The organism is Melaminivora jejuensis (assembly GCF_017811175.1).
GTDB lineage: Bacteria > Pseudomonadota > Gammaproteobacteria > Burkholderiales > Burkholderiaceae_C > Melaminivora > Melaminivora jejuensis.
Genome location: NZ_JACWIJ010000002.1, coordinates 608424 through 631403 on the forward strand (window position 1 = coordinate 608424; position 22980 = coordinate 631403).

At 67.4% G+C, this 22980-nt stretch carries 22 protein-coding genes and 2 pseudogenes; all 24 read left to right on the plus strand.

Features of this window, described 5'->3' with window-relative positions:
* Nucleotides 1–68: 68 nt before the first annotated feature.
* The 24 genes and pseudogenes from surE to IDM45_RS03245 all read left to right on the plus strand — a co-directional run bounded on the left by surE (nucleotide 69) and on the right by IDM45_RS03245 (nucleotide 22459).
* Nucleotides 69–848, plus strand: coding sequence for a 5'/3'-nucleotidase SurE (gene surE, locus IDM45_RS03135; RefSeq protein ID WP_209421573.1), 780 nt, complete (start codon nucleotides 69–71; stop codon nucleotides 846–848).
* Entirely contained in the window at nucleotides 848–1633 is a 786-nt protein-coding gene (locus tag IDM45_RS03140; protein WP_209421574.1) for a protein-L-isoaspartate(D-aspartate) O-methyltransferase, read from the plus strand. Before surE ends, IDM45_RS03140 begins: the two co-directional genes overlap by 1 nt.
* Before the next feature lie 15 nt (nucleotides 1634–1648).
* Nucleotides 1649–2542 carry a peptidoglycan DD-metalloendopeptidase family protein gene (locus IDM45_RS03145; protein ID WP_209421575.1) on the plus strand — a complete coding sequence of 298 codons (894 nt, stop codon included), beginning with the start codon at nucleotides 1649–1651 and terminating at the stop codon, nucleotides 2540–2542.
* Nucleotides 2539–3585, plus strand: coding sequence for an RluA family pseudouridine synthase (locus IDM45_RS03150; RefSeq protein WP_209421576.1), 1047 nt, complete (start codon nucleotides 2539–2541; stop codon nucleotides 3583–3585). The genes IDM45_RS03145 and IDM45_RS03150 overlap by 4 nt, the downstream gene beginning before the upstream one ends.
* A gap of 145 nt (nucleotides 3586–3730) precedes the next feature.
* On the plus strand, nucleotides 3731–4339 hold the full coding sequence (scpB, locus tag IDM45_RS03155; protein ID WP_209421577.1) for an SMC-Scp complex subunit ScpB: 609 nt from the start codon (nucleotides 3731–3733) through the stop codon (nucleotides 4337–4339).
* Nucleotides 4302–5609 carry a pseudouridine synthase gene (locus tag IDM45_RS03160; RefSeq protein WP_209421578.1) on the plus strand — a complete coding sequence of 436 codons (1308 nt, stop codon included), beginning with the start codon at nucleotides 4302–4304 and terminating at the stop codon, nucleotides 5607–5609. Before scpB ends, IDM45_RS03160 begins: the two co-directional genes overlap by 38 nt.
* 92 nt (nucleotides 5610–5701) lie before the next feature.
* Nucleotides 5702–6127, plus strand: a complete 426-nt coding sequence (ndk, locus tag IDM45_RS03165; protein WP_209421579.1) for a nucleoside-diphosphate kinase — start codon at nucleotides 5702–5704, stop codon at nucleotides 6125–6127.
* A gap of 72 nt (nucleotides 6128–6199) precedes the next feature.
* Nucleotides 6200–7321 carry a dual-specificity RNA methyltransferase RlmN gene (gene rlmN / locus IDM45_RS03170; RefSeq protein ID WP_209421580.1) on the plus strand — a complete coding sequence of 374 codons (1122 nt, stop codon included), beginning with the start codon at nucleotides 6200–6202 and terminating at the stop codon, nucleotides 7319–7321.
* Between the two features lie 50 nt (nucleotides 7322–7371).
* Nucleotides 7372–8193, plus strand: coding sequence for a type IV pilus biogenesis/stability protein PilW (gene pilW / locus IDM45_RS03175; protein WP_209421581.1), 822 nt, complete (start codon nucleotides 7372–7374; stop codon nucleotides 8191–8193).
* A gap of 106 nt (nucleotides 8194–8299) precedes the next feature.
* Nucleotides 8300–8395, plus strand: a pseudogene (locus IDM45_RS17480) (helix-turn-helix domain-containing protein); the annotation flags it as partial.
* Nucleotides 8396–9024: 629 nt separating this feature from the next.
* Nucleotides 9025–9192 carry a DUF4115 domain-containing protein gene (locus IDM45_RS17485; protein ID WP_325168941.1) on the plus strand — a complete coding sequence of 56 codons (168 nt, stop codon included), beginning with the start codon at nucleotides 9025–9027 and terminating at the stop codon, nucleotides 9190–9192.
* An 8-nt stretch (nucleotides 9193–9200) separates the two neighbouring features.
* Nucleotides 9201–10472 carry a flavodoxin-dependent (E)-4-hydroxy-3-methylbut-2-enyl-diphosphate synthase gene (gene ispG, locus IDM45_RS03185; protein WP_232653506.1) on the plus strand — a complete coding sequence of 424 codons (1272 nt, stop codon included), beginning with the start codon at nucleotides 9201–9203 and terminating at the stop codon, nucleotides 10470–10472.
* 79 nt (nucleotides 10473–10551) lie between these two features.
* Nucleotides 10552–11841 carry a histidine--tRNA ligase gene (gene hisS / locus IDM45_RS03190; protein WP_209421583.1) on the plus strand — a complete coding sequence of 430 codons (1290 nt, stop codon included), beginning with the start codon at nucleotides 10552–10554 and terminating at the stop codon, nucleotides 11839–11841.
* A 23-nt stretch (nucleotides 11842–11864) separates the two neighbouring features.
* A complete protein-coding gene (locus IDM45_RS03195) occupies nucleotides 11865–12545 on the plus strand; it encodes a tetratricopeptide repeat protein (RefSeq protein ID WP_209421584.1) in 681 nt (226 codons plus the stop codon).
* The gene (gene bamB, locus IDM45_RS03200; RefSeq protein ID WP_408631647.1) at nucleotides 12545–13702 is read left to right on the plus strand and encodes an outer membrane protein assembly factor BamB; all 1158 of its coding nucleotides are present in this window, start codon (nucleotides 12545–12547) and stop codon (nucleotides 13700–13702) included. The genes IDM45_RS03195 and bamB overlap by 1 nt, the downstream gene beginning before the upstream one ends.
* A 37-nt stretch (nucleotides 13703–13739) precedes the next feature.
* Entirely contained in the window at nucleotides 13740–15083 is a 1344-nt protein-coding gene (gene der, locus IDM45_RS03205; RefSeq protein ID WP_209421586.1) for a ribosome biogenesis GTPase Der, read from the plus strand.
* A gap of 85 nt (nucleotides 15084–15168) precedes the next feature.
* A complete protein-coding gene (hfq, locus tag IDM45_RS03210) occupies nucleotides 15169–15426 on the plus strand; it encodes an RNA chaperone Hfq (protein ID WP_408631646.1) in 258 nt (85 codons plus the stop codon).
* Nucleotides 15427–15501: 75 nt separating this feature from the next.
* Entirely contained in the window at nucleotides 15502–16680 is a 1179-nt protein-coding gene (gene hflX, locus IDM45_RS03215; RefSeq protein WP_232653505.1) for a GTPase HflX, read from the plus strand.
* Nucleotides 16681–16737: 57 nt separating this feature from the next.
* Nucleotides 16738–18104: pseudogene (hflK, locus tag IDM45_RS03220) on the plus strand (FtsH protease activity modulator HflK).
* 12 nt (nucleotides 18105–18116) lie between these two features.
* Complete coding sequence (hflC, locus tag IDM45_RS03225; protein ID WP_209421590.1) at nucleotides 18117–19025, plus strand: protease modulator HflC; 909 nt, start codon at nucleotides 18117–18119, stop codon at nucleotides 19023–19025.
* Nucleotides 19026–19028: 3 nt separating this feature from the next.
* Nucleotides 19029–19217, plus strand: a complete 189-nt coding sequence (locus IDM45_RS03230; protein WP_209421591.1) for a DUF2065 domain-containing protein — start codon at nucleotides 19029–19031, stop codon at nucleotides 19215–19217.
* A 79-nt stretch (nucleotides 19218–19296) separates the two neighbouring features.
* A complete protein-coding gene (locus IDM45_RS03235; protein ID WP_209421592.1) occupies nucleotides 19297–20445 on the plus strand; it encodes an ATP phosphoribosyltransferase regulatory subunit in 1149 nt (382 codons plus the stop codon).
* Between the two features lie 42 nt (nucleotides 20446–20487).
* Nucleotides 20488–21867: an adenylosuccinate synthase gene (locus IDM45_RS03240; protein WP_209421593.1), complete on the plus strand. Its 1380-nt coding sequence runs from the start codon at nucleotides 20488–20490 to the stop codon at nucleotides 21865–21867.
* 67 nt (nucleotides 21868–21934) lie between these two features.
* Nucleotides 21935–22459 (plus strand): phosphoribosyltransferase, encoded by a 525-nt coding sequence (locus tag IDM45_RS03245; RefSeq protein WP_209421594.1) that lies wholly within the window; start codon nucleotides 21935–21937, stop codon nucleotides 22457–22459.
* Nucleotides 22460–22980 lie beyond the last annotated feature (521 nt).

Sequence of the window (22980 nt, forward strand, 5' to 3'; positions counted from 1 at the left end):
ACCCGCCGGCTTCGGTGCGGGCGGCGTCGGGCGGCTCCTACAATGCCGCGATCTTTTTCGCGAGTTTCATGAAAATCCTGATTTCCAACGACGATGGCTACCAGGCGCCCGGCATCGTCGCCCTGCACGATGCCCTCAAGGCCATTGCCGATGTCGAGGTCGTGGCGCCCGAGCACAACAACAGCGCCAAGTCCAACGCGCTGACCCTGCACTCGCCGCTGTACGTGCAGCGCGCGGCCAACGGCTTTCGCTACGTCAACGGCACGCCTGCCGACTGCGTGCATATCGCCCTGACGGGGCTGCTGGGCTACCGGCCCGATCTGGTGGTCTCGGGCATCAACAACGGCGCCAACATGGGCGACGACACGATCTACTCCGGCACCGTGGGCGCGGCCATGGAGGGCTATCTGTTCGGCATTCCGTCGATTGCCTTCTCGCAGGTGGACAAGGGCTGGGGCGAGCTGGAGGCGGCGGCGCAGACGGCGCGCCGGATGGTCGAGCAGATGCAGCGCCAGAGCCTGGTGGGTGAGGCGCCCTGGCTGCTCAACGTCAACATCCCCAACCTGCCGCTGCAGGCGCTGCGCCCGCTGCGCCTGTGCCGCCTGGGCCGGCGCCACGCCGCCGAGCGCGTCATCGAGCAGCAAAGCCCGCGCGGCGAGCTCATGTACTGGATCGGCGGCGCCGGCGCGGCCAAGGACGATGCCGAGGGCACGGACTTCCACGCCACGGCCAACGGCCATGTTGCGGTCACGCCGCTGAAGATCGACCTGACCGACCACGACGGCCTGGGCTACTGGGCGCAGACGGTGCGCCAGATGGCAACGGCGCAGCCGCCCGAGGTGCGCTGATGCAGCCGCGCCGCCCCGGTTTTCCGGCCCGCATCGATGGCCTGCAGCCGCCGCGCGCCACGCCCGCTGCCGCGCCCGCTGCCGGCAGTTGGCGCCCGGCACCGGCGCCGCCCATGCCGCAGGGAGTGGGCCTGGACTCGGCTGCCGTGCGCGCGCGCATGGTGCAGCGCCTGGCGGCAGGCGGGGTGGATGCCCAGGCCGTCCTACAGGCCATGGGCACGGTGCAGCGGCACCGCTTCGTGGACAGCGCCCTGGCCAACCAGGCCTACGAGGACACCAGTCTGCCCATCGGCTTGGCGCAGACCATCTCCAAGCCCAGCGTCGTGGCGCGCATGGTGCAGCTGCTGCTGGAGGCCGAATGCGTGCGCGGCCAGGGCGGGCTGGGCCGGGTGCTGGAGATCGGCACCGGCTGCGGCTACCAGGCCGCCGTGCTGGCCTGCGTAGCGCGCGAAGTCCATACCATCGAGCGCCTGCGCGGCCTGCACGAGAAGGCGCGCGAGAACCTGCGGCCGCTGCGGCTGAACAATGTGCATCTGATCCTGGGCGACGGGATGTTGGGCTACCCGCGCGGGGCGCCCTATGCCGGCATCATTGCCGCCGCCGGAGGCGATGCGCTGCCGCCGGCCTGGTGTGAGCAGCTGGCTGTCGGCGGCCGCCTGGTCGCGCCCATGGCGGGGGCGGGCGGGCAGCAAGTGCTGCTGGTGGTCGATCGCACGGCGCAGGGCCTGAAACAGTCGGTGCTGGAGAGTGTGCATTTCGTCCCCCTAAAATCAGGGATTGCCTGAAGGGAAGTGCTGTCTATGTCGGTGTCGGTCTTGCGTGCTTGCGAAACTCTGAAGCTGGTCGTCGTGGCGGCAGCCGCTGCTGCGTTTGTGGCGGGTTGTGGCACTCCGGTGAACCGGGCGCCGGTGGAGGATCGGGGTACTTTTGCCGGCACCGGCGTGCCGGCCACGGTGGTGCCCGCAGATTCCGAGCATCGCGGCCCCCCGGGTTGGGAAAACGCCGGCAAGCCGGGCTACTACACCGTCAAGGCGGGTGACACGCTGATCCGCATCGGCCTGGAAAACGGCCAGAGCTGGAAGGATCTGGCGCGCTGGAACAACCTGGAAAACGCCAACCTGATCGAGATCGGGCAGGTGCTGCGCGTCGTGCCTCCAGCCTCCCCGCAGGCGGTGGCCGGCGATACCGGCGTGGTCACGCGGCCCATCGCGCCACCGACTGTGGCGCCGGAGGGGGCAGCGCCCAAGCCGGGCGCATCGGCTGCTGCGGGCACGCCGCTGCCGCCGGCAGGTGCTGCGCCCGACACGCAGGCAGCGGCGGGTGCGGATACGGTCAGCTTCATCTGGCCTTCATCGGGCGCGCTGATCGCCGGCTTCGACGAGGCCCGCAACAAGGGCCTGGACATCGCCGGCAAGGCGGGCGATCCGGTGGTCGCCGCTGCCGATGGCCGGGTGGTCTATGCCGGCGCCGGCCTGCGCGGCTACGGCAACCTGATCATCCTCAAGCACAACAACACCTATCTGACGGCCTACGCGCACAACCAGACGCTGCTGGTCAAGGAAGACCAGAACGTGCGCCGTGGCCAGAAGATTGCCGAGATGGGCAGCACTGATGCCGATCGGGTGAAGCTGCATTTCGAGGTGCGCCGCCAGGGCAAGCCGGTCGATCCGGCGCGCTATCTGCCAGCCCGTTGAGCGCTGGCCCTGTGAGCGAGACGCCGGGCCTGCCCCTGGATACAGGCGAGGAGGAAGAAGGCGTCGGCGGTGCTGACGATGTCGGCGCCGCGCCCGAGCTGCGCGCGCTGACCATACCCGAGGCGCTGCACCAGCAGCGCCTGGACAAGGCGCTGGCGCAGCTGGTGCCCGAGTTCTCGCGCAGCTACCTGCAGCAGCTATTGGTCCAGGGCGCCGTGCAGGTGCAAGGCCGCCCGGCGCTCAAGCCGGCAGCGCGCGTCCATGCCGGCGATTGCATCGACATCGAGTTGCGCCCGACGCTGCAAAGCCAGGCCTTCCGGCCAGAAAACCTGCCGCTGGACGTGGTGCATGAGGATGAGCACCTGCTGGTGGTCAACAAGCCTGCCGGACTGGTCGTGCATCCGGCACCGGGCAACTGGAGCGGCACGCTGCTCAACGCCCTGCTGGGGCGCGATGCGCGCGCCGCGCAGGTGCCGCGCGCCGGCATCGTGCATCGCCTGGACAAGGACACCAGCGGCCTGATGGTCGTGGCGCGCAGCCGCGCAGCCATGGACGCGCTGGTGCAGATGATTGCGGCACGCCAGGTCAGCCGCCAATACCTGGCGCTGGCCTGGGGCGCCTGGCGCGGCCCGACGCAGCAAAGCGTGCAGGCCGCCATAGGGCGCGATCCGCGCAACCGGCTGCGCATGGCGGCGGTCGATCTGGCCCAGCATCCGGGCAAGCCGGCACGCACGGATTTCGAGCTGCTGGCGGGCAACGAACAGGTCAGCCTGGTGCGCTGTACGCTGCATACCGGGCGCACGCACCAGATTCGTGTCCACATGGCGTCGCTGCGCCATCCGCTGGTGGCCGATGCGCTGTATGGCGGCAGTGCCGGTGGCGGCTTGCAGCGCCAGGCACTGCACGCCTTCCGCCTGGCCTTCGTCCACCCCATGACCGGACAGGCGCTGACGCTGCGCGCCGCCCTGCCGCCGGACATGGGCCAGGCCCTCGCAGCCTGGGGGTTGGACGCCAGCGCCTACAATCGCGCCTTTGCCGCCTGAGCCTTGCGCCTGGCACCGCGCCGAAGCCGCCGGCGCCCGCGACACCTGGGAAGGTGCCCGCCTGACTCCACCCTTTCTTTTTTCTGCATTGCCGCCATGTCGTTGAACACATGTGCTGCCCCTGCCTTGCCAGTCGCCAGCTGCCATGAACCCGGTGGACGCCAAACGTATCCTTGAGACCGCACTGATCTGCGCTGGCCAGCCGGTGCCAGTGCGCGAGCTGCGCCTGCTGTTCGACGACGTGCTGAGTGCCGATTCCATCAAGGCGCTGTTGCTGCAGCTGCAGCAGGAGTGGACGCAACGCGGGGTGGAACTGGTGGCCGTGGCCAGCGGCTGGCGCTTTCAGAGCCGGCCCGAGATGCGCCCTTATCTGGAGCGGCTGCAGCCGGAAAAGCCGCCGCGCTACTCGCGCGCGGTGCTGGAGACGCTGGCCATCATTGCCTACCGCCAGCCGGTCACGCGCGGCGATATCGAGGACATTCGCGGCGTCACCGTCAACAGTCTGATCATCAAACAGCTCGAAGACCGGGGCTGGGTGGAGGTCATCGGCCACCGCGAAACCGTGGGCCGGCCCGCGCTGCTTGCCACCACGCGGCAGTTCCTGGACGATCTGGGCCTGCACTCGCTTGATCAGCTGCCGCCATTGGTCAGCGCCACCAGCTCCGCCGAGGCGCTCGATATGCTGTCCGGGCAACCCGACAACGCCAACAACGACGATGGCCCTGGCGCTGTCGCAAAGGAAGAAACCCCATGACCCCCCCGCCAAGCGCCCGCGCCGGACTCAGCCTGCCCAACAGGATCGCCAAGGTCGCCAGGAGCGCTCCCAGCCGTCCAGCCGTGCGCGCCAGCCGGCAGCGGCCCGCACGTCCCGCGACGCAGCCGCGCCCGCCCAGGAAACCCTGGGCCAGAAAGCGCTCCAGGGCACGCTGCCCCCAGCCCAGCCCAGAGTGGATGAGCTGGGCGACGGCTACCGCTTCGCCGACGTGGTGTCCGGCCAGCTCGACCAGGATGCCGACAGCGGCGTGGTCGAGCTGCCCAAGCGCGTCCTTCAGCCCCATGCGGAGAGTCCCAAGCTGCACAAGGTGCTGGCACAGGCCGGCATGGGTTCGCGCCTGGAGATGGAGCAGCTGATCCTGGAAGGACGCATCTCGGTCAACAACGAGCCGGCGCACATCGGCCAGCGCGTGCAGTACGGTGACCAGATCAAGGTCAACGGCAAGCCCATCCGCTTTCGCATCGCGCCGCCGCCGGCGCGGGTGCTGGCCTACCACAAGCCCACGGGCGAGGTGGTCACGCACGACGATCCGCAAAACCGCCCCACGGTGTTTCGCAAGCTGCCACGCCTGGCCCACGGCAAGTGGCAATCCGTGGGCCGTCTTGATCTGAATACCGAAGGCCTGCTGCTGCTGACCAGCTCGGGCGAGTTGGCCAACCGGCTGATGCATCCGCGCTTTGGCCTGACGCGCGAATACGCCGTGCGCGTGCTGGGGGCGCTCAGCGACGAGGAGCGCCAGCGCCTGCTCGATGGCGTGCAGCTCGACGATGGCGCGGCGGCCTTCGGCTCCATCGAGGACGGTGGCGGCGAGGGCGCCAATTGCTGGTACCGCGTGACCATCTCCGAGGGGCGCAACCGCGAGGTGCGGCGCATGTTCGAGGCCGTAGGCCACGCCGTCAGCCGCTTGATCCGCATCCGCTACGGTGCCATGGTGCTGCCACGCGGCCTCAAGCGCGGCGCCTGGCTGGAGCTGGACGAGCGCGACATCCAGGCGCTGATGCAGGCTGTGGACTACACGCCGCCGCAGGTACCGCGCGCTCCGAACGCAGGTGGCCGGCGCGGCCGCAGTCCCGACCGCTCGGGCGGCGCTCCGGCACGCCCGCCTCGGGCCGCACCCAGGCCTCAGCCCTCCAGCCAGCCCGACCCCATGAAAACCTCGGTCGGCTACATCGGCGCCGACAGCCTGATGCGCCAGCGCCAGCAGCAAAAACAGCGGGGCCGCCCGGGGCAGCGGCGCGGGGGCCGATAGCCGTCCGCACAAAAGTTAAAATCCGCCGTTTTGCCAGGTTGGCAAAAAATCAACGAAACATCCGAAACACCCTACTCAAGGAAAAATCCATCATGACCGTCGAACGCACCCTATCCATCATCAAGCCCGACGCCGTTGCCAAAAACGTCATTGGCCAGATCTACGCCCGCTTCGAGGCCGCCGGCCTGAAGATTGCCGCCGCCCGCATGATCCACCTCTCGCGCGCCGAGGCCGAGCAGTTCTACGGCGTGCATAAGGAGCGCCCCTTCTTCAAGGATCTGGTGGATTTCATGATCTCCGGCCCGGTCATGGTGCAGGTGCTGGAGGGCGAGAACGCCATCCTGAAGAACCGTGAGCTGATGGGCGCCACCGACCCCAAGCAGGCTGCTGCCGGCACCATCCGCGCCGATTTCGCCGACAGCATCGACGCCAACGCCGTGCATGGCTCGGACGCTGCCGAGACCGCGCAGGTCGAAATCGCCTTCTTCTTCCCCGGCCTGAACATCTACGCCCGCTGATGCAGCGCCCGCAGCTGGCGGGGTCGGCAAGACCCTGCCATGCGGGTTCTGCCGCGTGGCACTGAAAGCGCTATGACCACAAGTCTTCTGGAACTGGATCTCGACGGTATTGCCGCCTTCTGCGGCCAGCTCGGCGAGAAGCGCTTTCGTGCCACGCAGCTGTTTCGCTGGATCCACCAGCGCGGCGTGGCCGACTTCGACCAGATGAGCGATCTGGCCAAGTCGCTGCGCGAAAAGCTCAAGGGTTGCGCGCACGTTGCGGCCCTGCCCGCCATCAGCGAGCACACCTCGGCGGACGGCACCGTCAAATGGCTGTTCGATGTCGGCGGCGGCAATGCGGTGGAGACCGTCTTCATCCCCGAGGACGACCGCGGCACGCTGTGCATTTCCTCGCAGGCCGGCTGCGCCGTGGGCTGCCGCTTCTGCTCCACCGGCCACCAGGGCTTCAGCCGCAACCTGACCACCGGCGAGATCATCGCCCAGCTGTGGTTCGCCGAGCACGCCCTGCGCCAGCGCCTCGGGCGCAGTGAACGCATCATCTCCAACGTGGTCATGATGGGCATGGGCGAGCCGCTGCAGAACTACTCGGCCCTGGTGCCGGCGCTGCGCGTCATGCTGGACGACCACGCATATGGTCTGTCGCGCCGCCGCGTCACGGTCTCGACCTCGGGCGTGGTGCCCATGATCGACCGGCTGGCGCAGGACTGCCCGGTGGCGCTGGCGGTATCACTGCACGCCCCGCAAGACGCGCTGCGCGACAACCTGGTACCGCTGAACCGCAAATACCCGCTGGCCGAGCTGTTGGCTGCCTGCCGGCGCTACCTGGAGCACGCGCCGCGCGATTTCATCACTTTCGAATACTGCATGCTCGATGGCGTCAACGACCAGCCCGAGCACGCGCGCCAGTTGATTGCCCTGGTCAACGGCAGCGCCGGCACACGTGTGGCCTGCAAGTTCAACCTGATTCCGTTCAACCCGTTTCCAGCCTCGGGCCTGCGCCGCTCCAGCAATGCCGCCGTGGCAACTTTCGCCAAGATACTGAGCGACGCCGGCATCGTCACCACTGTGCGCAAGACGCGCGGCGACGACATCGACGCCGCCTGCGGCCAGCTGGCCGGCGACGTGCAGGATCGCACCCGTGTGGGTGAGCGCATGGCCAGATTGCGCACCATACCGATAGTCCCGGCGCCATGACGCCGGGAGCACGACATCCAAAGACCAAAGAGCAGCAGGGGAGGCAGTTCATGATCTTGAGCAACGGGGCAGGGCGCTGGCGCTTGCTGGCGGGAGCCTGTCTGCTGGCCTGCATGGCCAGCCTGGCTGGCTGTTCATCACTCGCCCGGGACAGCGAGGCCGGCCTGGACAGTGCTGCAGCCGGCCAGAACGAGACCGAGGCGCGCCGGCGCGCCAGGATCCGCCTGGAGCTGGCGGTCAACTATCTGCAGCATGGCCAGCCCCAGGTGGCGCTCGAAGAGGTGCGCCAGGCGCTGGCCGCCGACCCCGACAATGCCGATGCCTACCACGTGCGCGGGCTGGCGCACATGGCGCAGGGCGACATGGCCAAGGCCGAGCACAGCCTGCGCCGCGCCCAGGACATGAAGCCGCGCGACCCCGACATCCTGCACAACCTGGGCTGGCTGCAGTGCCAGCGCGAACACTACGAGCAGGCCGGCGAGCTGTTCGAGCGTGCGCTGGCCATCCCCGGCTACACCAGCCGCAGCAAGACGCTGATGTCGCTGGGCGTATGCCAGCAGCGCGCCGGCCAGGTCGAGCTGGCCGAGCAGACGCTGCTGCGCGCCTACGAGATCGACGCTGGCAATCCGGTGATTGGCTATCACCTGGCATCGATCATCTTCGCCCGGGGCGACATCGGGCGTGCGCAGTTCTACGCGCGCCGCGTGAACAACGGCGAATTCGGCAGCGCCGAATCCCTCTGGCTGGGCATCAGGATCGAGCGCGCTCTGGGCGACACATTGGCCATGCGCCAGCTGGCCGAGCAGCTGCGCAAGCGCTTCCCAGACTCGCGCCAGGTCAGGGCGCTGGACAAGGGGAACTTCGATGAGTGAGTTCACTGCGCCACCAGGAGAGGGCGAGGATGGCGGCGCAGCAAGCCCCGCCGGGGCTGGCAGCAGTGCCGGCCAGCTCCTGCGCCAGATGCGCCAGGCTGCGGGTATGCACATCGCCGCGCTGGCGACCACGCTCAAGGTGCCGGTGGAGCGGCTGGAGGCGCTGGAGGCCGATCGCTACGAGGACTTCAAGGATCACGTCTTCATGCGTGCGCTGGCCGCTGGTGCCTGTCGCGTGCTCAAGCACGACCCTGCCCCCATCCTGGCGCTGCTGCCTGGTGGGGCGCCGGCGCCGCTGCGCATCCACCAGGGCATCAATGCCTCGATCCGGGATACGCCTCTGCGCGGCAGCTTCACGGGTGGCGGCGAGGCACCGCGCTCGCGCCTGCTGCTGGCCGCCGTGGCGCTGCTGCTGCTTGGGGCGCTGGCCATCATCGTGTGGCCGGCGGGCCTGACCCTGGATCAGCTGCTGCCCGGGCGCACGGCCAGCCAGGCGCCGGCGCTGACAGCCGAGCCGCCAAGCCAGCCAGCACAATTTGCATTGCCCGAGGCAGCAGGCCAGCCGCCTGGCCCTGCCGCACCTGCACCGCAGACCGAGGTGCCGGCTGCGCCAACGCCAACGCCAGTGCCAGCGCCAGTGCCAGTGCCAGTGCCAGCAGCATCCGACGCCGCCGCTGCCCCTCCGGTTCGGTTCCCGCTGCCTCTGCGCCAGCGACAGCCGCCACTGTTGCAGCGCCAGCCGCCAGCGCGCCGGCGGCTGCACCCAACGCCGACCTGGTGCTGCGCGCCCGCGAGCAGTCCTGGGTGCAGGTGCGCAGCGGCGGCGCCGTGGTGCTGCAAAAGACCTTGGAGGCTGGCGAGAGCGTGGCGGTGCCCGGCACTGCGCCGTGGTCGGTGGTCATCGGCCGGGCCGATGCCACCGAAGTCATCGTGCGCGGCCAGCCCATGGATTTGAAAACGCTGGCGCGCGACAACGTCGCCCGCTTCGAGGTGAAATGAACCAGGCCATGAACCCGTTTCAAGAGGAGCAGCCGATCGAGCTGGCCGCCCCGCTGCCACGGCGCACGCGCCAGGCGCGGGTGGTCTGGGGCAACCGCGTGGTGACGGTAGGGGGCGATGCACCGGTGCGCATCCAGTCCATGACCAACACCGACACGGTGGACGCGATTGCCACGGCCATTCAGGTCAAGGAGCTGGCGCAGGCCGGCTCGGAGCTGGTGCGCATCACCGTCAACACGCCCGAGGCGGCGCAGGCCGTGCCCTACGTGCGCGAGCAGCTCGACCGCATGGGCATCGACGTGCCGCTGGTGGGCGACTTTCACTACAACGGCCACCGGCTGCTGAGCGAATTCCCCGATTGCGCGCAGGCGCTGTCCAAGTACCGCATCAACCCCGGCAACGTCGGCAAGGGCGATAAGCGCGACCGCCAGTTCGGCCAGATGATCGAAGCAGCCGTGCGCTGGGACAAGGCGGTGCGCATCGGCGTCAACTGGGGCAGCCTGGATCAGGAGCTGCTGGCCCGCCTGATGGACGCCAACAGCCGCCGCGCCCAGCCCTGGGACGCGCGCCAGGTCATGTACGAGGCCTTGATCACCTCGGCCATCGATTCGGCGCGCCTGGCCGAGAGCATGGGTCTCGCTGGCGAGCAGATCATCCTGTCGTGCAAGGTCAGCGGCGTGCAGGACTTGATTGCCGTCTATCGCGCACTCAGCCGCCGCTGCGACTACGCGCTGCACCTGGGCCTGACCGAAGCCGGCATGGGCACCAAGGGCACGGTGGCCTCGGCGGCTTCGCTGGCCATCTTGCTGCAAGAGGGCATAGGCGACACCATCCGCGTCTCGCTCACGCCCCAGCCGGGCGAGGCGCGCACGCAGGAGGTGGTGGTGGCCGCCGAAATCCTGCAGGCGCTGGGCCTGCGCGCCTTCGTGCCCAGCGTCACGGCCTGCCCGGGCTGCGGGCGCACCACCAGCACCACCTTCCAGGAGCTGGCCAAGCAGATCGACGACTACCTGCGCGCGCAGATGCCGCTGTGGCGCGCGCGCTACCCCGGCGTCGAGGCGATGAAGGTGGCCGTCATGGGCTGCATCGTCAACGGCCCGGGCGAGAGCCGGCACGCCGACATCGGCATCAGCCTGCCGGGCACGGGCGAGGCGCCTGCCGCCCCGGTCTATATCGACGGCGAAAAGGCCATGACGCTGCGCGGCGAGGGCATCGCCCGGGAGTTCCAGGCCATCGTCGATGACTACGTGGCTCGGCGCTTCGGCAGTGCTTCTGCTTGAGTTCAAAAATGATAGCTGTCAGCGCTTGCCTGGCAAGAGTTTGAGGCCGATTTCATCAATATTTGAGAACAACGACAAGATGCACAAACTGGTTGCCATCAAGGGCATGAACGACATCCTGCCGCCCGAGTCGGCGCGCTGGGAGTGGCTGGAAGAGAAGGTGCGCTCGCTCATGGCGCGCCATGCGTACCGCAACATCCGCACGCCCATCGTCGAACCCACGCCGCTGTTCGTGCGCGGCCTGGGCGAGGTCACCGACATCGTGGAAAAGGAGATGTACTCCTTCGAGGATCGGCTCAACGGCGAGCAGCTCACCTTGCGCCCCGAGGCCACGGCCGGCGTGGTGCGCGCCGTGGTCGAGCACTCCATGCTGTACGACGGCGGCAAGCGGCTGTACTACATGGGGCCGATGTTCCGCCACGAGCGGCCCCAGCGCGGGCGCTATCGGCAGTTCCACCAGATCGGCGCCGAGGCGCTGGGCTTTCCCGGCGCGCACGCCGATGCCGAGCTGATTCTGCTGGCGCACGCGCTATGGCAGGAGCTGGGCCTGCAGGATGTGCGGCTGGAGCTCAACAGTCTGGGCCAGCCCGAGGAGCGCCGCGCCCACCGCGCCGCGCTGATCGCATACCTGGAGCAGCACCAGGAGCAGCTCGACGAGGACGCGCGCCGACGCCTGTACAGCAACCCGCTGCGCATCCTGGACACAAAGAACCCCGCCATGCAGGCCTTGGTCGAAGGCGCACCCCGGCTGATGGACTTCCTGGGCGAGGCGTCGCTGGCGCACTTCGAGGCTGTGAAGGCCATTCTGGACGCCAACGGCGTGGCCTGGCGCCTCAACCCGCGCCTGGTGCGCGGCATGGACTACTACAACCTGACGGTGTTCGAGTTCATCACCGACCGCCTGGGTTCGCAGGGGACGGTTTGCGGCGGCGGGCGCTACGACTATCTGATCGAGCAGATCGGCGGCAAGCCAGCCCCCGCCGTGGGCTGGGCCATCGGCGTGGAGCGCGTGCTGGAGCTGCTCAAGGAGCAGGGCCTGGCTGCCCCCGAGGCCGTGGCCGACGCCTACGCCGTGGTGCCCGACGCAGCCATCTTGCCGCAGGTCATGGCCCACCTGCAGCAGTTGCGCGCCCTGGGCGTGGCGGTGCAGATGCACGCGCCCACGGCAGCCGGCGAGGGCATGGGCAGCATGAAGTCGCAGTTCAAGAAGGCCGACGCCAGCGGCGCGCGCCATGCGCTGGTCTTCGGGCCGGACGAGTGGGCGCGCGGCGCGGTCACCGTCAAGCCGCTGCGCCAGGCAGGCGAGCAGGTCGAGCGAGCGCTGGCCGAGCTGAGCAACTGGGCCGCCACCCTACAATCTTCGCGCTGAGAACGACAGGAACCGGTACGCACATGGCCAACAATTTCGACCTGCAAGAGCAGGAGCAGCTTGAGGAGCTCAAGCACTTCTGGAAGACCTGGGGCAACCTGATCACTTGGGTGCTGATCGTCGTCATGGGCGCCTTTGCCGCCTGGAACGGCTGGCGCCTGTGGCAAAGCCGCCAGGCCCAGCAGGCCACGGCGCTGGCCGAGGCGGTGGACATTGCGGTGCTTGCCGGCGACACGGCGCGCGTGCAGCAGGCCTTTGCCGACCTCAAGTCCGGCTACGGCGGCACCGTGCAGGCCGCGCAGGCCGCCTTGCTGGCCGCCAAGGCCCTGGTCGATGCCGACAAGGCCGACGATGCCCGGGCCATGCTGGCCTGGGTGGCTGACAAGGGAGAGGACGAAGGCCTGCGCGCCATCGCCCGCTTGCGCCTGGCCGGCCTGCTGGTCGAGCAGAAATCCTATGACGAGGCGCTGGCGCAGGTCTCGGCCGCCATGCCGGCGGAATTTGCCGCGCTGGCTGCCGACCGCAAGGGCGACGTGCTGCAGCTGCAGGACAAGAAGGCGCAGGCCATCGAGGAATACCGCCGCGCCTGGGACAAGCTCGACGAGCGCGCCGACTACCGCCGCCTGGTCGAAGCCAAGCTCAACGCCCTCGGCGCGCAGGTGCAGACCGTGGCGGCAGCGCCCTCTGCAGGGGCAGCGCAATGATGGCCAGGGCGACCCGGATGCTGCGCCCGGCTGCGCTGCTGGCCTGCCTGCTGGCCTTGGGGGGCTGCTCGTCGCTGGGCAACATGATGCCCTGGGGCGGCTCGTCGCGGCCCAAGCCGGCTGAACTTGGCCCCAACGTGCCGGTGCTGGGCGTGCGCCAGGCCTGGACGAGCCAGATCGGCAGCACCCAGGGCGTGGCCCTGGATGTGCGCGTGGTGGATGGCACGGTGCTGCTGGCTTCTGCCGGTGGCGAAGTGGTGGCGCTGAACGCCGCCACGGGCGCCGATGTCTGGCGCACGCGCCTGGGCGTGCCGCTGGCTTCGGGCGTGGGCAGCGATGGCCGCTGGACGGCGGTGACTGCCAAGACAGGTGAGCTCATCGCCTTGGAGGGCGGGCGCGAAATCTGGCGCAAGCCGCTGCCGGCGCAAGCCTATACGGCGCCGCTGGTGGCCGGCGAACGCATCTTTGTGCTGGCTGCCGATCGCTCGGTGCAGGCCTTTGACGCCGCTACGGGCTACCAGCTGTGGCGCCAGCAGCGCCCGGGCGAGCCTTTGATCCTGCGCCAGGGCGGGGTGCTCATGGCCGTGGGCGACACGCTGGTGGCCGGCCTGTCCGGGCGGCTGGTCGGCCTCAACCCGGACAGCGGCAGTGTGCGCTGGGAGGCGCCCCTGGCCAGTCCGCGAGGCACCAACGATGTGGAGCGCCTGGTCGAGATGGTCGGCCACACCAGCCGCGTCGGCTCCAGCCTCTGCGCGCGCGCCTTCCAGGCTGCCGTGGGCTGCATCGACACCACGCGCGGCACGGTGGCCTGGACGCAGCCGGCCAGCGGCGGCGAGGGCATCGATGGCGACGACGCCATGCTGTTCGGCAGCGAGGGCAATGGCAGCGTGGTCGCCTGGCGCCGCACCGACGGCACGCGCGCCTGGGCCAGCGACCGCCTGCAGTGGCGCCGCCTGACGGCGCCGCTGCTGCTGGGCCGCTCGGTGGTGGTAGGCGACGAGAGCGGGCTGGTACACCTGCTGTCGCGCGAGGATGCAGCGCCCCTGAACCGCTTGGCCACCGATGGCTCGCCCATTGCCGCCACCCCGGTGGTGGCTGCCGACACCCTGGTTGTCGTCACGCGCAAGGGCGGGGTGTACGGTTTTCGTCCCGAGTGAGCGCGACGCGACCGACTGAAGAGAGAAAAGGCCCGGGATGAAACCCATCATCGCCCTGGTGGGGCGGCCCAACGTGGGCAAATCCACCCTGTTCAACCGCATGACGCGTTCGCGCGATGCGATCGTGGCCGACTTCGCCGGCCTCACGCGCGACCGCCACTACGGCAATGGCCGACAGGGCAAGCGCGAGTTCATTGTCATCGACACCGGCGGCTTCGAGCCCGATGCGGGCAGCGGCATCTTTCGCGAGATGGCGCGCCAGACGCAGCAGGCCGTGGCCGAGGCGGACGTGGTCGTCTTCGTGGTCGATGTGCGCGCCGGCGTCTCGGCCCAGGATCACGACATTGCCAACTACCTGCGCCGCCTGGGCAAGCCCTGCGTGCTGGCCGGCAACAAGGCCGAAGGTATGCAGGGCGGGATGCAGCTGGCCGAGTTCTACGAGCTGGGCCTGGGCGAGGTCTTTCCGGTCTCCGCCGCCCACGGCCAGGGCGTGCGCAGCCTGCTCGACCAGGCACTGGAGCACATCCCCGAGCCTGAGGAGGCCGGCGAGGCCGAGGCCGGCGAGGCGGACGTCATCCGCTTGGCCGTGGCGGGCCGGCCCAACGTCGGCAAGTCCACGCTGATCAACGCCTGGCTGGGCGAGGAGCGCCTGGTCGCCTTCGACCTGCCCGGCACCACGCGCGACGCCATCAGCGTGCCGCTGGAGCGCGGCGGCCAGAAATTCGAGCTGATCGACACGGCCGGCCTGCGCCGCAAGGGCCGGGTGTTCGAGGCCATCGAGAAATTTTCCGTGGTCAAGACGCTGCAGGCCATCGAGTCGGCGCATGTCGTTCTGCTGCTGCTGGACGCCACGCAGGGCGTGACTGACCAGGACGCGCACATTGCCGGCTATATCCTGGAGAGCGGCCGCGCCGTGGTGGTGGCGGTCAACAAGTGGGATGCCGTGGACAGCTACGAGCGCCAGCAACTGGAGCGCTCCATTGAGACGCGACTGTCGTTTTTGAAATTCGCCTCGCTGCATTTCATCTCGGCGCAAAAGCGCCAGGGCCTGGCGCCGCTGTGGGCGTCGCTGACCCAGGCCTATAAGGCGGCCACGCGCAAGATGCCCACGCCGGTACTCACGCGCGTGCTGCTCGAAGCCGTGCAGTTTCAGGCGCCCAAGCGCTCGGGGAGCTTTCGGCCCAAGCTGCGCTATGCCCATCAGGGCGGCATGAATCCGCCCATCATCGTGGTGCATGGCAACTCGCTGGAGCATGTCACCGATGCCTACAAGCGCTTTCTGGAAGGGCGTTTTCGCAAGGAGTTCGACTTGGTGGGCACGCCGCTGCGCATCGAGATGAAGACGCAGGCCAATCCTTTTGCCGACAAGGGCAGCAGCTGAAGCCGGGCAGCCCCAGGCCCGGCAGGCCAGCATGGCTGTGGTAAGGTGCCGCACCACAACAACACTCTTGAACACGGAGAATATCGTGAGCAACAAAGGTCAGCTTCTGCAAGATCCCTTCCTGAACGCGCTGCGCCGCGAGCATGTGCCGGTGTCCATCTACCTGGTCAACGGCATCAAGCTGCAGGGCCAGATCGAGTCCTTCGACCAATACGTCGTGCTGCTGCGCAACACGGTCACGCAGATGGTCTACAAGCACGCCATCTCGACCATCGTGCCGGGGCGCGCCGTCAACTTCACCACAGCCGAGACCCCGGAAGCGGGCAACGGCAACAATCGCTGAACATCATCAACATCAGCCTGGCGGTGCATGGCTGCGCCGCCTACCCGGCGCCATGACCTTCCGGCGCCTGCGGTCTTGAGCACTTCCGAACACTTTCCCGATGGCCCGCCCACGCCAGTCCTGCTGGTTGGCGTGGATTTTGGCCTGCCCCACTTCGACGGCGAACTCGAAGAGCTGGGTCTGCTGGCGCAGACAGCTGGTCTCGACCCGGTTGCCCGGCTGGCCTGCAAGCGCAAGGTGCCCGATGCCGCCCTGTTCGTGGGCAGCGGCAAGGCCGACGAGATCCGTACCCTGGCGCAGATGCATGGCGCCCAGGAGGTGTTGTTCGACCAGGCGCTGAGCCCGGCGCAGCAGCGCAACCTGGAGCGCCATATCGGCTTGCCGGTCAACGACCGCACGCTGCTGATCCTGGAGATCTTCGCCCAGCGCGCGCGCAGCCACGAAGGCAAGCTGCAGGTCGAACTGGCGCGGCTGCAGTACCTCTCCACCCGCCTGGTGCGCCGCTGGTCGCACCTGGAGCGCCAGCGTGGCGGCATCGGCGCGCGCGGCGGCCCGGGCGAGCGCCAGATCGAACTCGACCGGCGCATGATCGATGACGCCATCAAGCGCACGCGCGAGCGCCTGATCCGGGTCAAGCGCCAGCGCGGCACCCAGCGTCGCCAGCGCGAGCGCCGCGAGACCGTCAACATCTCCATCGTCGGCTACACCAACGCCGGCAAGTCCACGCTGTTCAATGCTCTGGTCAAGGCGCGCGCCTATGCGGCCAACCAGCTGTTTGCCACGCTGGACACCACCACGCGCCAGCTTTATCTGGGTGCGGAGGTGGGCACGGTGTCGCTGTCGGACACAGTGGGCTTCATTCGCGACCTGCCGCATGGCCTGGTCGATGCCTTCGAGGCCACGCTGCAGGAGGCCGTCGATGCCGATCTGCTGCTGCATGTGGTCGATGCTTCCAACCCCGGCTATCCCGAGCAGATTGTGCAGGTGCAAAAAGTCCTGCACGAGATCGGCGCTGCCGACATCCCTCAGCTGCTGGTCTTCAACAAGCTCGATGCGATTGCGCCGGGCAGCGCGCCGATCGTGCTGCAAGACGAGTACGAGATCGAAGGCCGCCCCGTGCCGCGCCTGTTCGTGAGCGCCCGCAGCGGCACCGGCATGGCGGCGCTGCGTGAGCAGCTGGCGCGCATGGCCTTGGCTGCGCGTGCCCCGATGCCCCCTGCTGCAGGCACTGAATTGCCGGGGACGCCGGGCTGATTGGGCACAATGCCGGCTGTTTTTTCGAAATTTCCAAGACCAAGAGAACCCAAGCGCATGGACTTTCCTAACCGCTCCTGGCGCCAGGCCCTGTTGCCGGCGCGCATCCGGGGATGTTCAATCTCAACGACCCCCGCTGGGGACGCGGCGAGGACGGCAGCGAGGGCGCTTCCCGCCCCGAGCCACCCGAGCGCCCGAGCAACGAGCCGCCGCGCGGCAACCGTGGTGGCCCGGGCGGCCCTGGCGGCCAGCCGCCAGACCTGGATGAATTGTGGCGTGACCTCAACCGCAAGCTCAGCGGCATGTTCGGCGGGCGCGGCGGTGGCGGCGGCAGGCAACCCGTGGGTGGTGGCAACTTCCAGCCCGACATGAAGAATGCCGGCGTCGGCCTGGGTCTGATCGCGGCCATTGCCGTGCTGATCTGGCTGGGCACGGGTTTTTTCATCGTGCAGGAGGGCCAGCAGGCGGTCATCACGCAGTTCGGCAAGTACAAGAGCACGGTCAATGCCGGCTTCAACTGGCGCCTGCCCTATCCCATCCAGCGCCATGAACTGGTGTTCGTCACGCAGATCCGCTCGGTGGACGTGGGCCGCGACAGCATCATCAAGAGCACCGGCCTGCGCGAGTCGGCCATGCTGACCGAGGACGAAAACATCGTCGAGATCAAATTCGCCGTGCAGTATCGCCTGAACGACGCGCGCGCTTGGCTGTTCGAGAGCCGCAACCCGGGCGATGCCGTGGTGCAGGCCGCCGAGACCGCCGTGCGCGAGGTGGTCGGCAAGATGCGCATGGACAGCGCCCTGGCCGAGGAGCGCGACCAGATCGCGCCGCGCGTGCGCAATCTCATGCAGGCCATCCTGGATCGCTACAAGGTAGGCGTCGAAGTCGTAGGCATCAATCTGCAGCAGGGCGGCGTACGTCCGCCCGAGCAGGTGCAGGCCGCCTTTGACGACGTGCTCAAGGCCGGGCAGGAGCGCGAGCGCGCCAAGAACGAGGCCCAGGCCTACGCCAACGATGTAGTGCCGCGCGCCGTCGGTACCGCCTCGCGCCTGGGCGAGGAGGCCGCAGCCTACAAGGCACGCATCGTGGCCCAGGCCCAGGGTGATGCGCAGCGCTTCACCTCGGTGCTCAACGAATACCAGCGCGCCCCCCAGGTCACGCGCGACCGCATGTATCTGGAGACCATGCAGCAGATCTACAGCAACGTCACCAAGGTCATGGTGGACTCGCGCCAAGGCTCCAACCTGCTGTATTTGCCACTGGACAAGATCATGCAGAGCGTGGCCCAGGGCGGCAGTGCAGTGGCCAATCCTGAAGCAGCGACTGCCGCGCCATCGACGCCGGCAACTCTGCCGCCCGCCGGCGCGCTGGCAGGCGACCCGCGTGCGCGCGATGCCCGCTCGCGCGAGCGTGAGACCCGATAGGAGAATCGTCGCGTGAACAGAATCGGTTTCATCGCCACCAGCGCCCTGGTGCTGCTGGCCCTGCTCAGCTCCATGCTGTTCGTGGTCGATCAGCGCCAGTTCGGCGTGGTCTATGCCCTTGGCCAGATCAAGGAAGTCATCACCGAGCCGGGCCTGAACTTCAAGCTGCCGCCACCGTTCCAGAACGTGCGCTACATCGACAAGCGCCTGCTCACCCTGGACAGCTCGGACACCGAGTCCATGCTGACGGCGGAAAAGCAGCGCGTGGTCATCGACTGGTACGTGCGCTGGCGCATCACTGACCCGTCCGAGTACATCCGCAATGTAGGCCTCGACGAGAATGCCGGCGCGCTGCAGCTCAACCGCGTGGTGCGCAACGCCTTTCAAGAAGAAGTCAACCGCCGCACGGTGCGTGAGCTGATCTCCACCAAGCGCGATGCGCTGATGTCGGACGTCAAGCGCGAGGTACTGGAAGCGGTGCGCGGCGCCAAGCCCTGGGGTGTGGACGTGGTGGACGTGCGCATCACCCGCGTGGACTATGTGGAAGCCATCACCGAGTCGGTCTATCGCCGCATGGAGGCCGAGCGCAAGCGCGTGGCCAATGAACTGCGCTCCACCGGGGCGGCCGAGGGTGAGAAGATCCGCGCCGACGCCGACCGCCAGCGCGAGATCACCATCGCCAACGCCTACCGCGACGCGCAGAAGATCAAGGGCGAAGGCGACGCCGAGGCGGCTCGCACCTATGGCGAGGCCTTTGGCCGGGATGCGCAGTTTGCGCAGTTCTACCGCAGCCTGGAGGCCTACAAGGCCAGCTTCAACCGCAAGGGCGACGTGATGGTCGTCGATCCGGCATCCTCGGAGTTCTTCAAGGCCATGCGCGGCGTGGGCGGCACGGCGGCTGCTGGCAGCAGTAGTCGCTGAGCCATGAGCTGGGCCACCAGCCTGTGGGCCGCCCTGGGCATGGTGCTGGTGCTGGAGGGCCTGTTGCCCTTCATCTCCCCGGCGGGCTGGCGGCGCATGTTCTCGCAGATCGCCCAACTGCGCGACGGACAGATACGCTTTTGCGCGCTGCTGTCCATCCTGGCCGGAGTAGGTCTGCTGTGGCTGCTCTGACGCCTCCTGCGCTGACGTCTCGGGCAGGGCTGTCCTGGCCCTGTCGGTAAAATCTCCTTTTCAACAGTCTGCCTATTCCATGTCTGTCTGGGTCTTGCCGGATCACATTGCCGATGTTCTGCCCTCCGAGGCCCGGCACATCGAAGAACTGCGTCGCAGCCTGCTGGACACGGCGCGCAGCTACGGCTATGAGTTGGTCATCCCACCGCTGCTCGAACATCTGGAATCGCTGCTCAGCGGTGCCGGGGAAGCGCTGGATCTGCAGACCTTCAAGCTGGTCGATCAGCTGTCTGGCCGCTCCCTGGGCCTGCGCGCCGACACGACGCAGCAGGTGGCTCGCATCGATGCCCATTTGCTCAACCGCCGTGGCGTCACTCGGTTGTGCTACTGCGGCCCGGTGCTGCACGCACGCCCGGACAGGCCACACACGACGCGCGAGCCGCTGCAGTTCGGCGCCGAGATTTACGGCCATGCAGGCCTGGAAGCTGATATCGAGGCCGTGCAGCTGGCCCTGCAGTGTCTGCGGGCGACCCAGGTGCCTGGTGTCAGCGTCGATCTGGCTGATGTGCGCATCGTGCGTAGTCTGCTGGCCGGCGTACCGGTTGGGTTGAGCCATCTCAGCCAGGTACACGCGGCGCTGGCCGCCAAGGACGCCAGCGAGCTGACGCGGCTGACCCGCGACTTCCCGCAGGCCTCGCGCCAGGGGCTGCTGGCGCTGCTGCAGCTCTATGGTGACGAAAAAGTGCTGGATGAGGCTGAAAAAGCTCTCAAACCCACGTCCAGCCTGCGGCAGGCGCTATCAGATTTGAAGGCCATCGCAGCCCGGGTGGAAGGTGCGCGCGTGACCTTCGATCTGGCCGATTTGCGCGGTTACGCCTACTACAGCGGGGCGCGTTTCGGCATTTACACGCCGGGGGCCAGCGATGCCTTGGTACGCGGCGGGCGCTACGACGAGGTCGGCGCCGCTTTCGGACGCAACCGCCCGGCGGCAGGTTTCAGTCTGGATGTGAAGCAGCTCGTGAGTGTGGTGGCCCCGCGTCCGTTGCGCGCCGCCATCCGCGCGCCCTGGGCCGGCGAGGCCGGCATTGCCGAGGCCATCGCCGCACTGCGTCAGCAGGGCGAGACCGTGGTATGCATGCTGTCCGAGCATGGCAGCGAGGTCGATGAATTCCTCTGCGACCGGGAGTTGGTGCATACAGGTGGTCAGTGGCAGGTGCGGCCACTTTGACGTTCTGAATTCGTTTTCTTTCTGTTTTGGATCGGGTTTGACATGCAGGCAAGCAAAGGGCGCAACGTCGTTGTCGTTGGTACGCAATGGGGCGATGAGGGCAAGGGCAAGCTGGTGGACTGGCTCACGGAGAGCGCCCAGGGCGTGGTGCGTTTCCAAGGAGGCCACAACGCCGGGCACACGCTGGTCATCAATGGCGTCAAGACGGCGCTGCACTTGATCCCCAGCGGCATCATGCGCCCGGGCGTCAAGTGCTACATCGGCAATGGCGTGGTGCTGTCCGCAGCCAAGCTGTTCGAGGAAATCACCGGGCTGGAGCGCGCTGGCGTCGAAGTGCGCTCGCGCCTGCGGGTCAGCGAGGCCTGCCCGCTGATCCTGCCCTTTCATGTCGCACTGGACGTGGCGCGCGAAGCGGCCCGCGAGGAAAGTGGCGCCGAAAAAATCGGCACCACAGGCCGGGGCATCGGCCCGGCCTACGAGGACAAGATTGCCCGCCGCGCCCTGCGGGTGCAGGACTTGAAGGATCCACAGCGTTTTGCCGTCAAGCTGCGTGAACTGCTGGCGCTGCACAACCATGTGCTGGCCACCTTCCTGGGTTCGGAAAAATTCCAGTTTGGCGACGCGCTCAAGCCCTATCTCCACGAAGGCCGGGTGCAGTTCGAGCCGGTATATGAGGAGGCCATGCGCCATGCCGAACTGCTGCGCCCCATGATGGCGGATGTGTCGCGCGAGCTCAATGAGACACATGCCAGCGGCGGCAATTTGCTGTTCGAGGGCGCCCAGGGCACCTTGCTGGATGTCGATCACGGCACCTATCCCTATGTCACCTCCAGCAACTGCGTGGCTGGCAATGCCGCTGCCGGCTCGGGCGTCGGCCCTGGCCTGCTGCACTATGTCCTGGGCATCACCAAGGCGTACTGCACCCGGGTGGGCGGCGGGCCGTTCCCGACCGAGCTGGACTGGGAGACCCCTGGCACGCCCGGCTACCACATGAGCACCGTGGGTGCCGAGCGCGGCGTGACCACCGGGCGCAGCCGCCGCTGTGGCTGGTTCGATGCGGCGCTGCTCAAGCGCAGCGCACAGGTCAACGGCTTGTCCGGCCTGTGCATCACCAAGCTGGATGTACTCGATGGTCTGCAGGAGCTGTCCCTGTGTGTGGGCTATGAGCTTGACGGCGAGCGCATCGACCTGCTGCCCATGGGTGCCGAGGAAATCGCCCGCTGCAAGCCCATCTACGAGCAAGTCCCCGGCTGGAGCGAAACCACCGTGGGCGTCACGCGCTACGCAGATCTGCCGGCAAACGCACGCCGCTACCTGGAGCGTATCGAGCAGGTCACCGGGGTGCCGATCGCCATGGTCTCCACCAGCCCCGATCGCGATCACACCATCCTGATGCGCGACCCTTACAAGGCGGACGCCTGATTCAAGAGAAAACCGGCGTTTGCCCTTGATGGGCAAGCGTGAGTAGCTATTAATTTTGGAGCGCGCAATGTTGACTGAAGACGGCAAGCACCTGTATGTGAGCTATGACGAATACCACAACCTGATCGAGAAGCTGGCGCTCAAGGTGCATCAGTCGGGCTGGGAGTTCGACACCATCCTGTGCCTGGCGCGCGGGGGGTTGCGCCCTGGCGACATCCTGAGCCGCATCTTCGACAAGCCGCTGGCCATCATGTCCACCAGCTCCTACCGAGCCGAGGCGGGAACAGTGCAGGGGCATCTGGATATTGCGCGCTTCATCACCACGCCCAGGGGAGAGCTCGCCGGGCGCGTACTGCTGGTCGATGACCTGGCAGATTCTGGGCATACCCTGAATGCGGTCATCCAGATGCTCAAGACCAACTATGCACCCATCACCGAGCTGCGCAGCGCCGTCATCTGGACTAAGGGCTTTTCCACCTTCACGCCAGACTACTCGGTCGAATTTTTGCCGACCAACCCCTGGATCCATCAGCCGTTCGAAGGCTATGACAATCTGGCGCCGGACAAGCTGCTGGAGAAGTGGCAGCTCTGAGGGGGCAGAGCCACTTGACCCGTAGCGTCAGTGGGAGAGAGGTCAGCCCTGGCAAACACGGAATTTCAAAAATTTTGCCAGATTTCTTCCCGCCCCGATTTTTCCAGCTATACTAGCAGGCTTGCTGCAGTGGAGCAGCCGGGTGAACCGGCAAGCCAGTGCGGCAAGGGAAGAAGTCCCGAGAGTTTGTTTTGCAGGCCTTCAAAAATTTCTTCCAAGTCTTGCAGCTTCCTGGATTTCTGGTGTATAGTTCAAGGCTTCGCTTCTGACAGGGCGGCAGTGCTAAGGCGCTGCAGTTAGTTGGAAGCGACGATCGCAAGATCGGGTCGAAAGACCTTCAAGTTTGACAGGTTACTTTGAAACCTGTTATAGTTCAAGGCTTCGCTGATCGCAGCGGGGTTCGCAAGAAAAGAAGTTCTGCTTCGCATCTTGCAAGTGCTTTAACAACACACAGCCGATAAGCGTGGGCGTTTGATGGCAGGGCAGACCTGTTGAAAACGAGGTCTTCGGGCCTCAAGCAA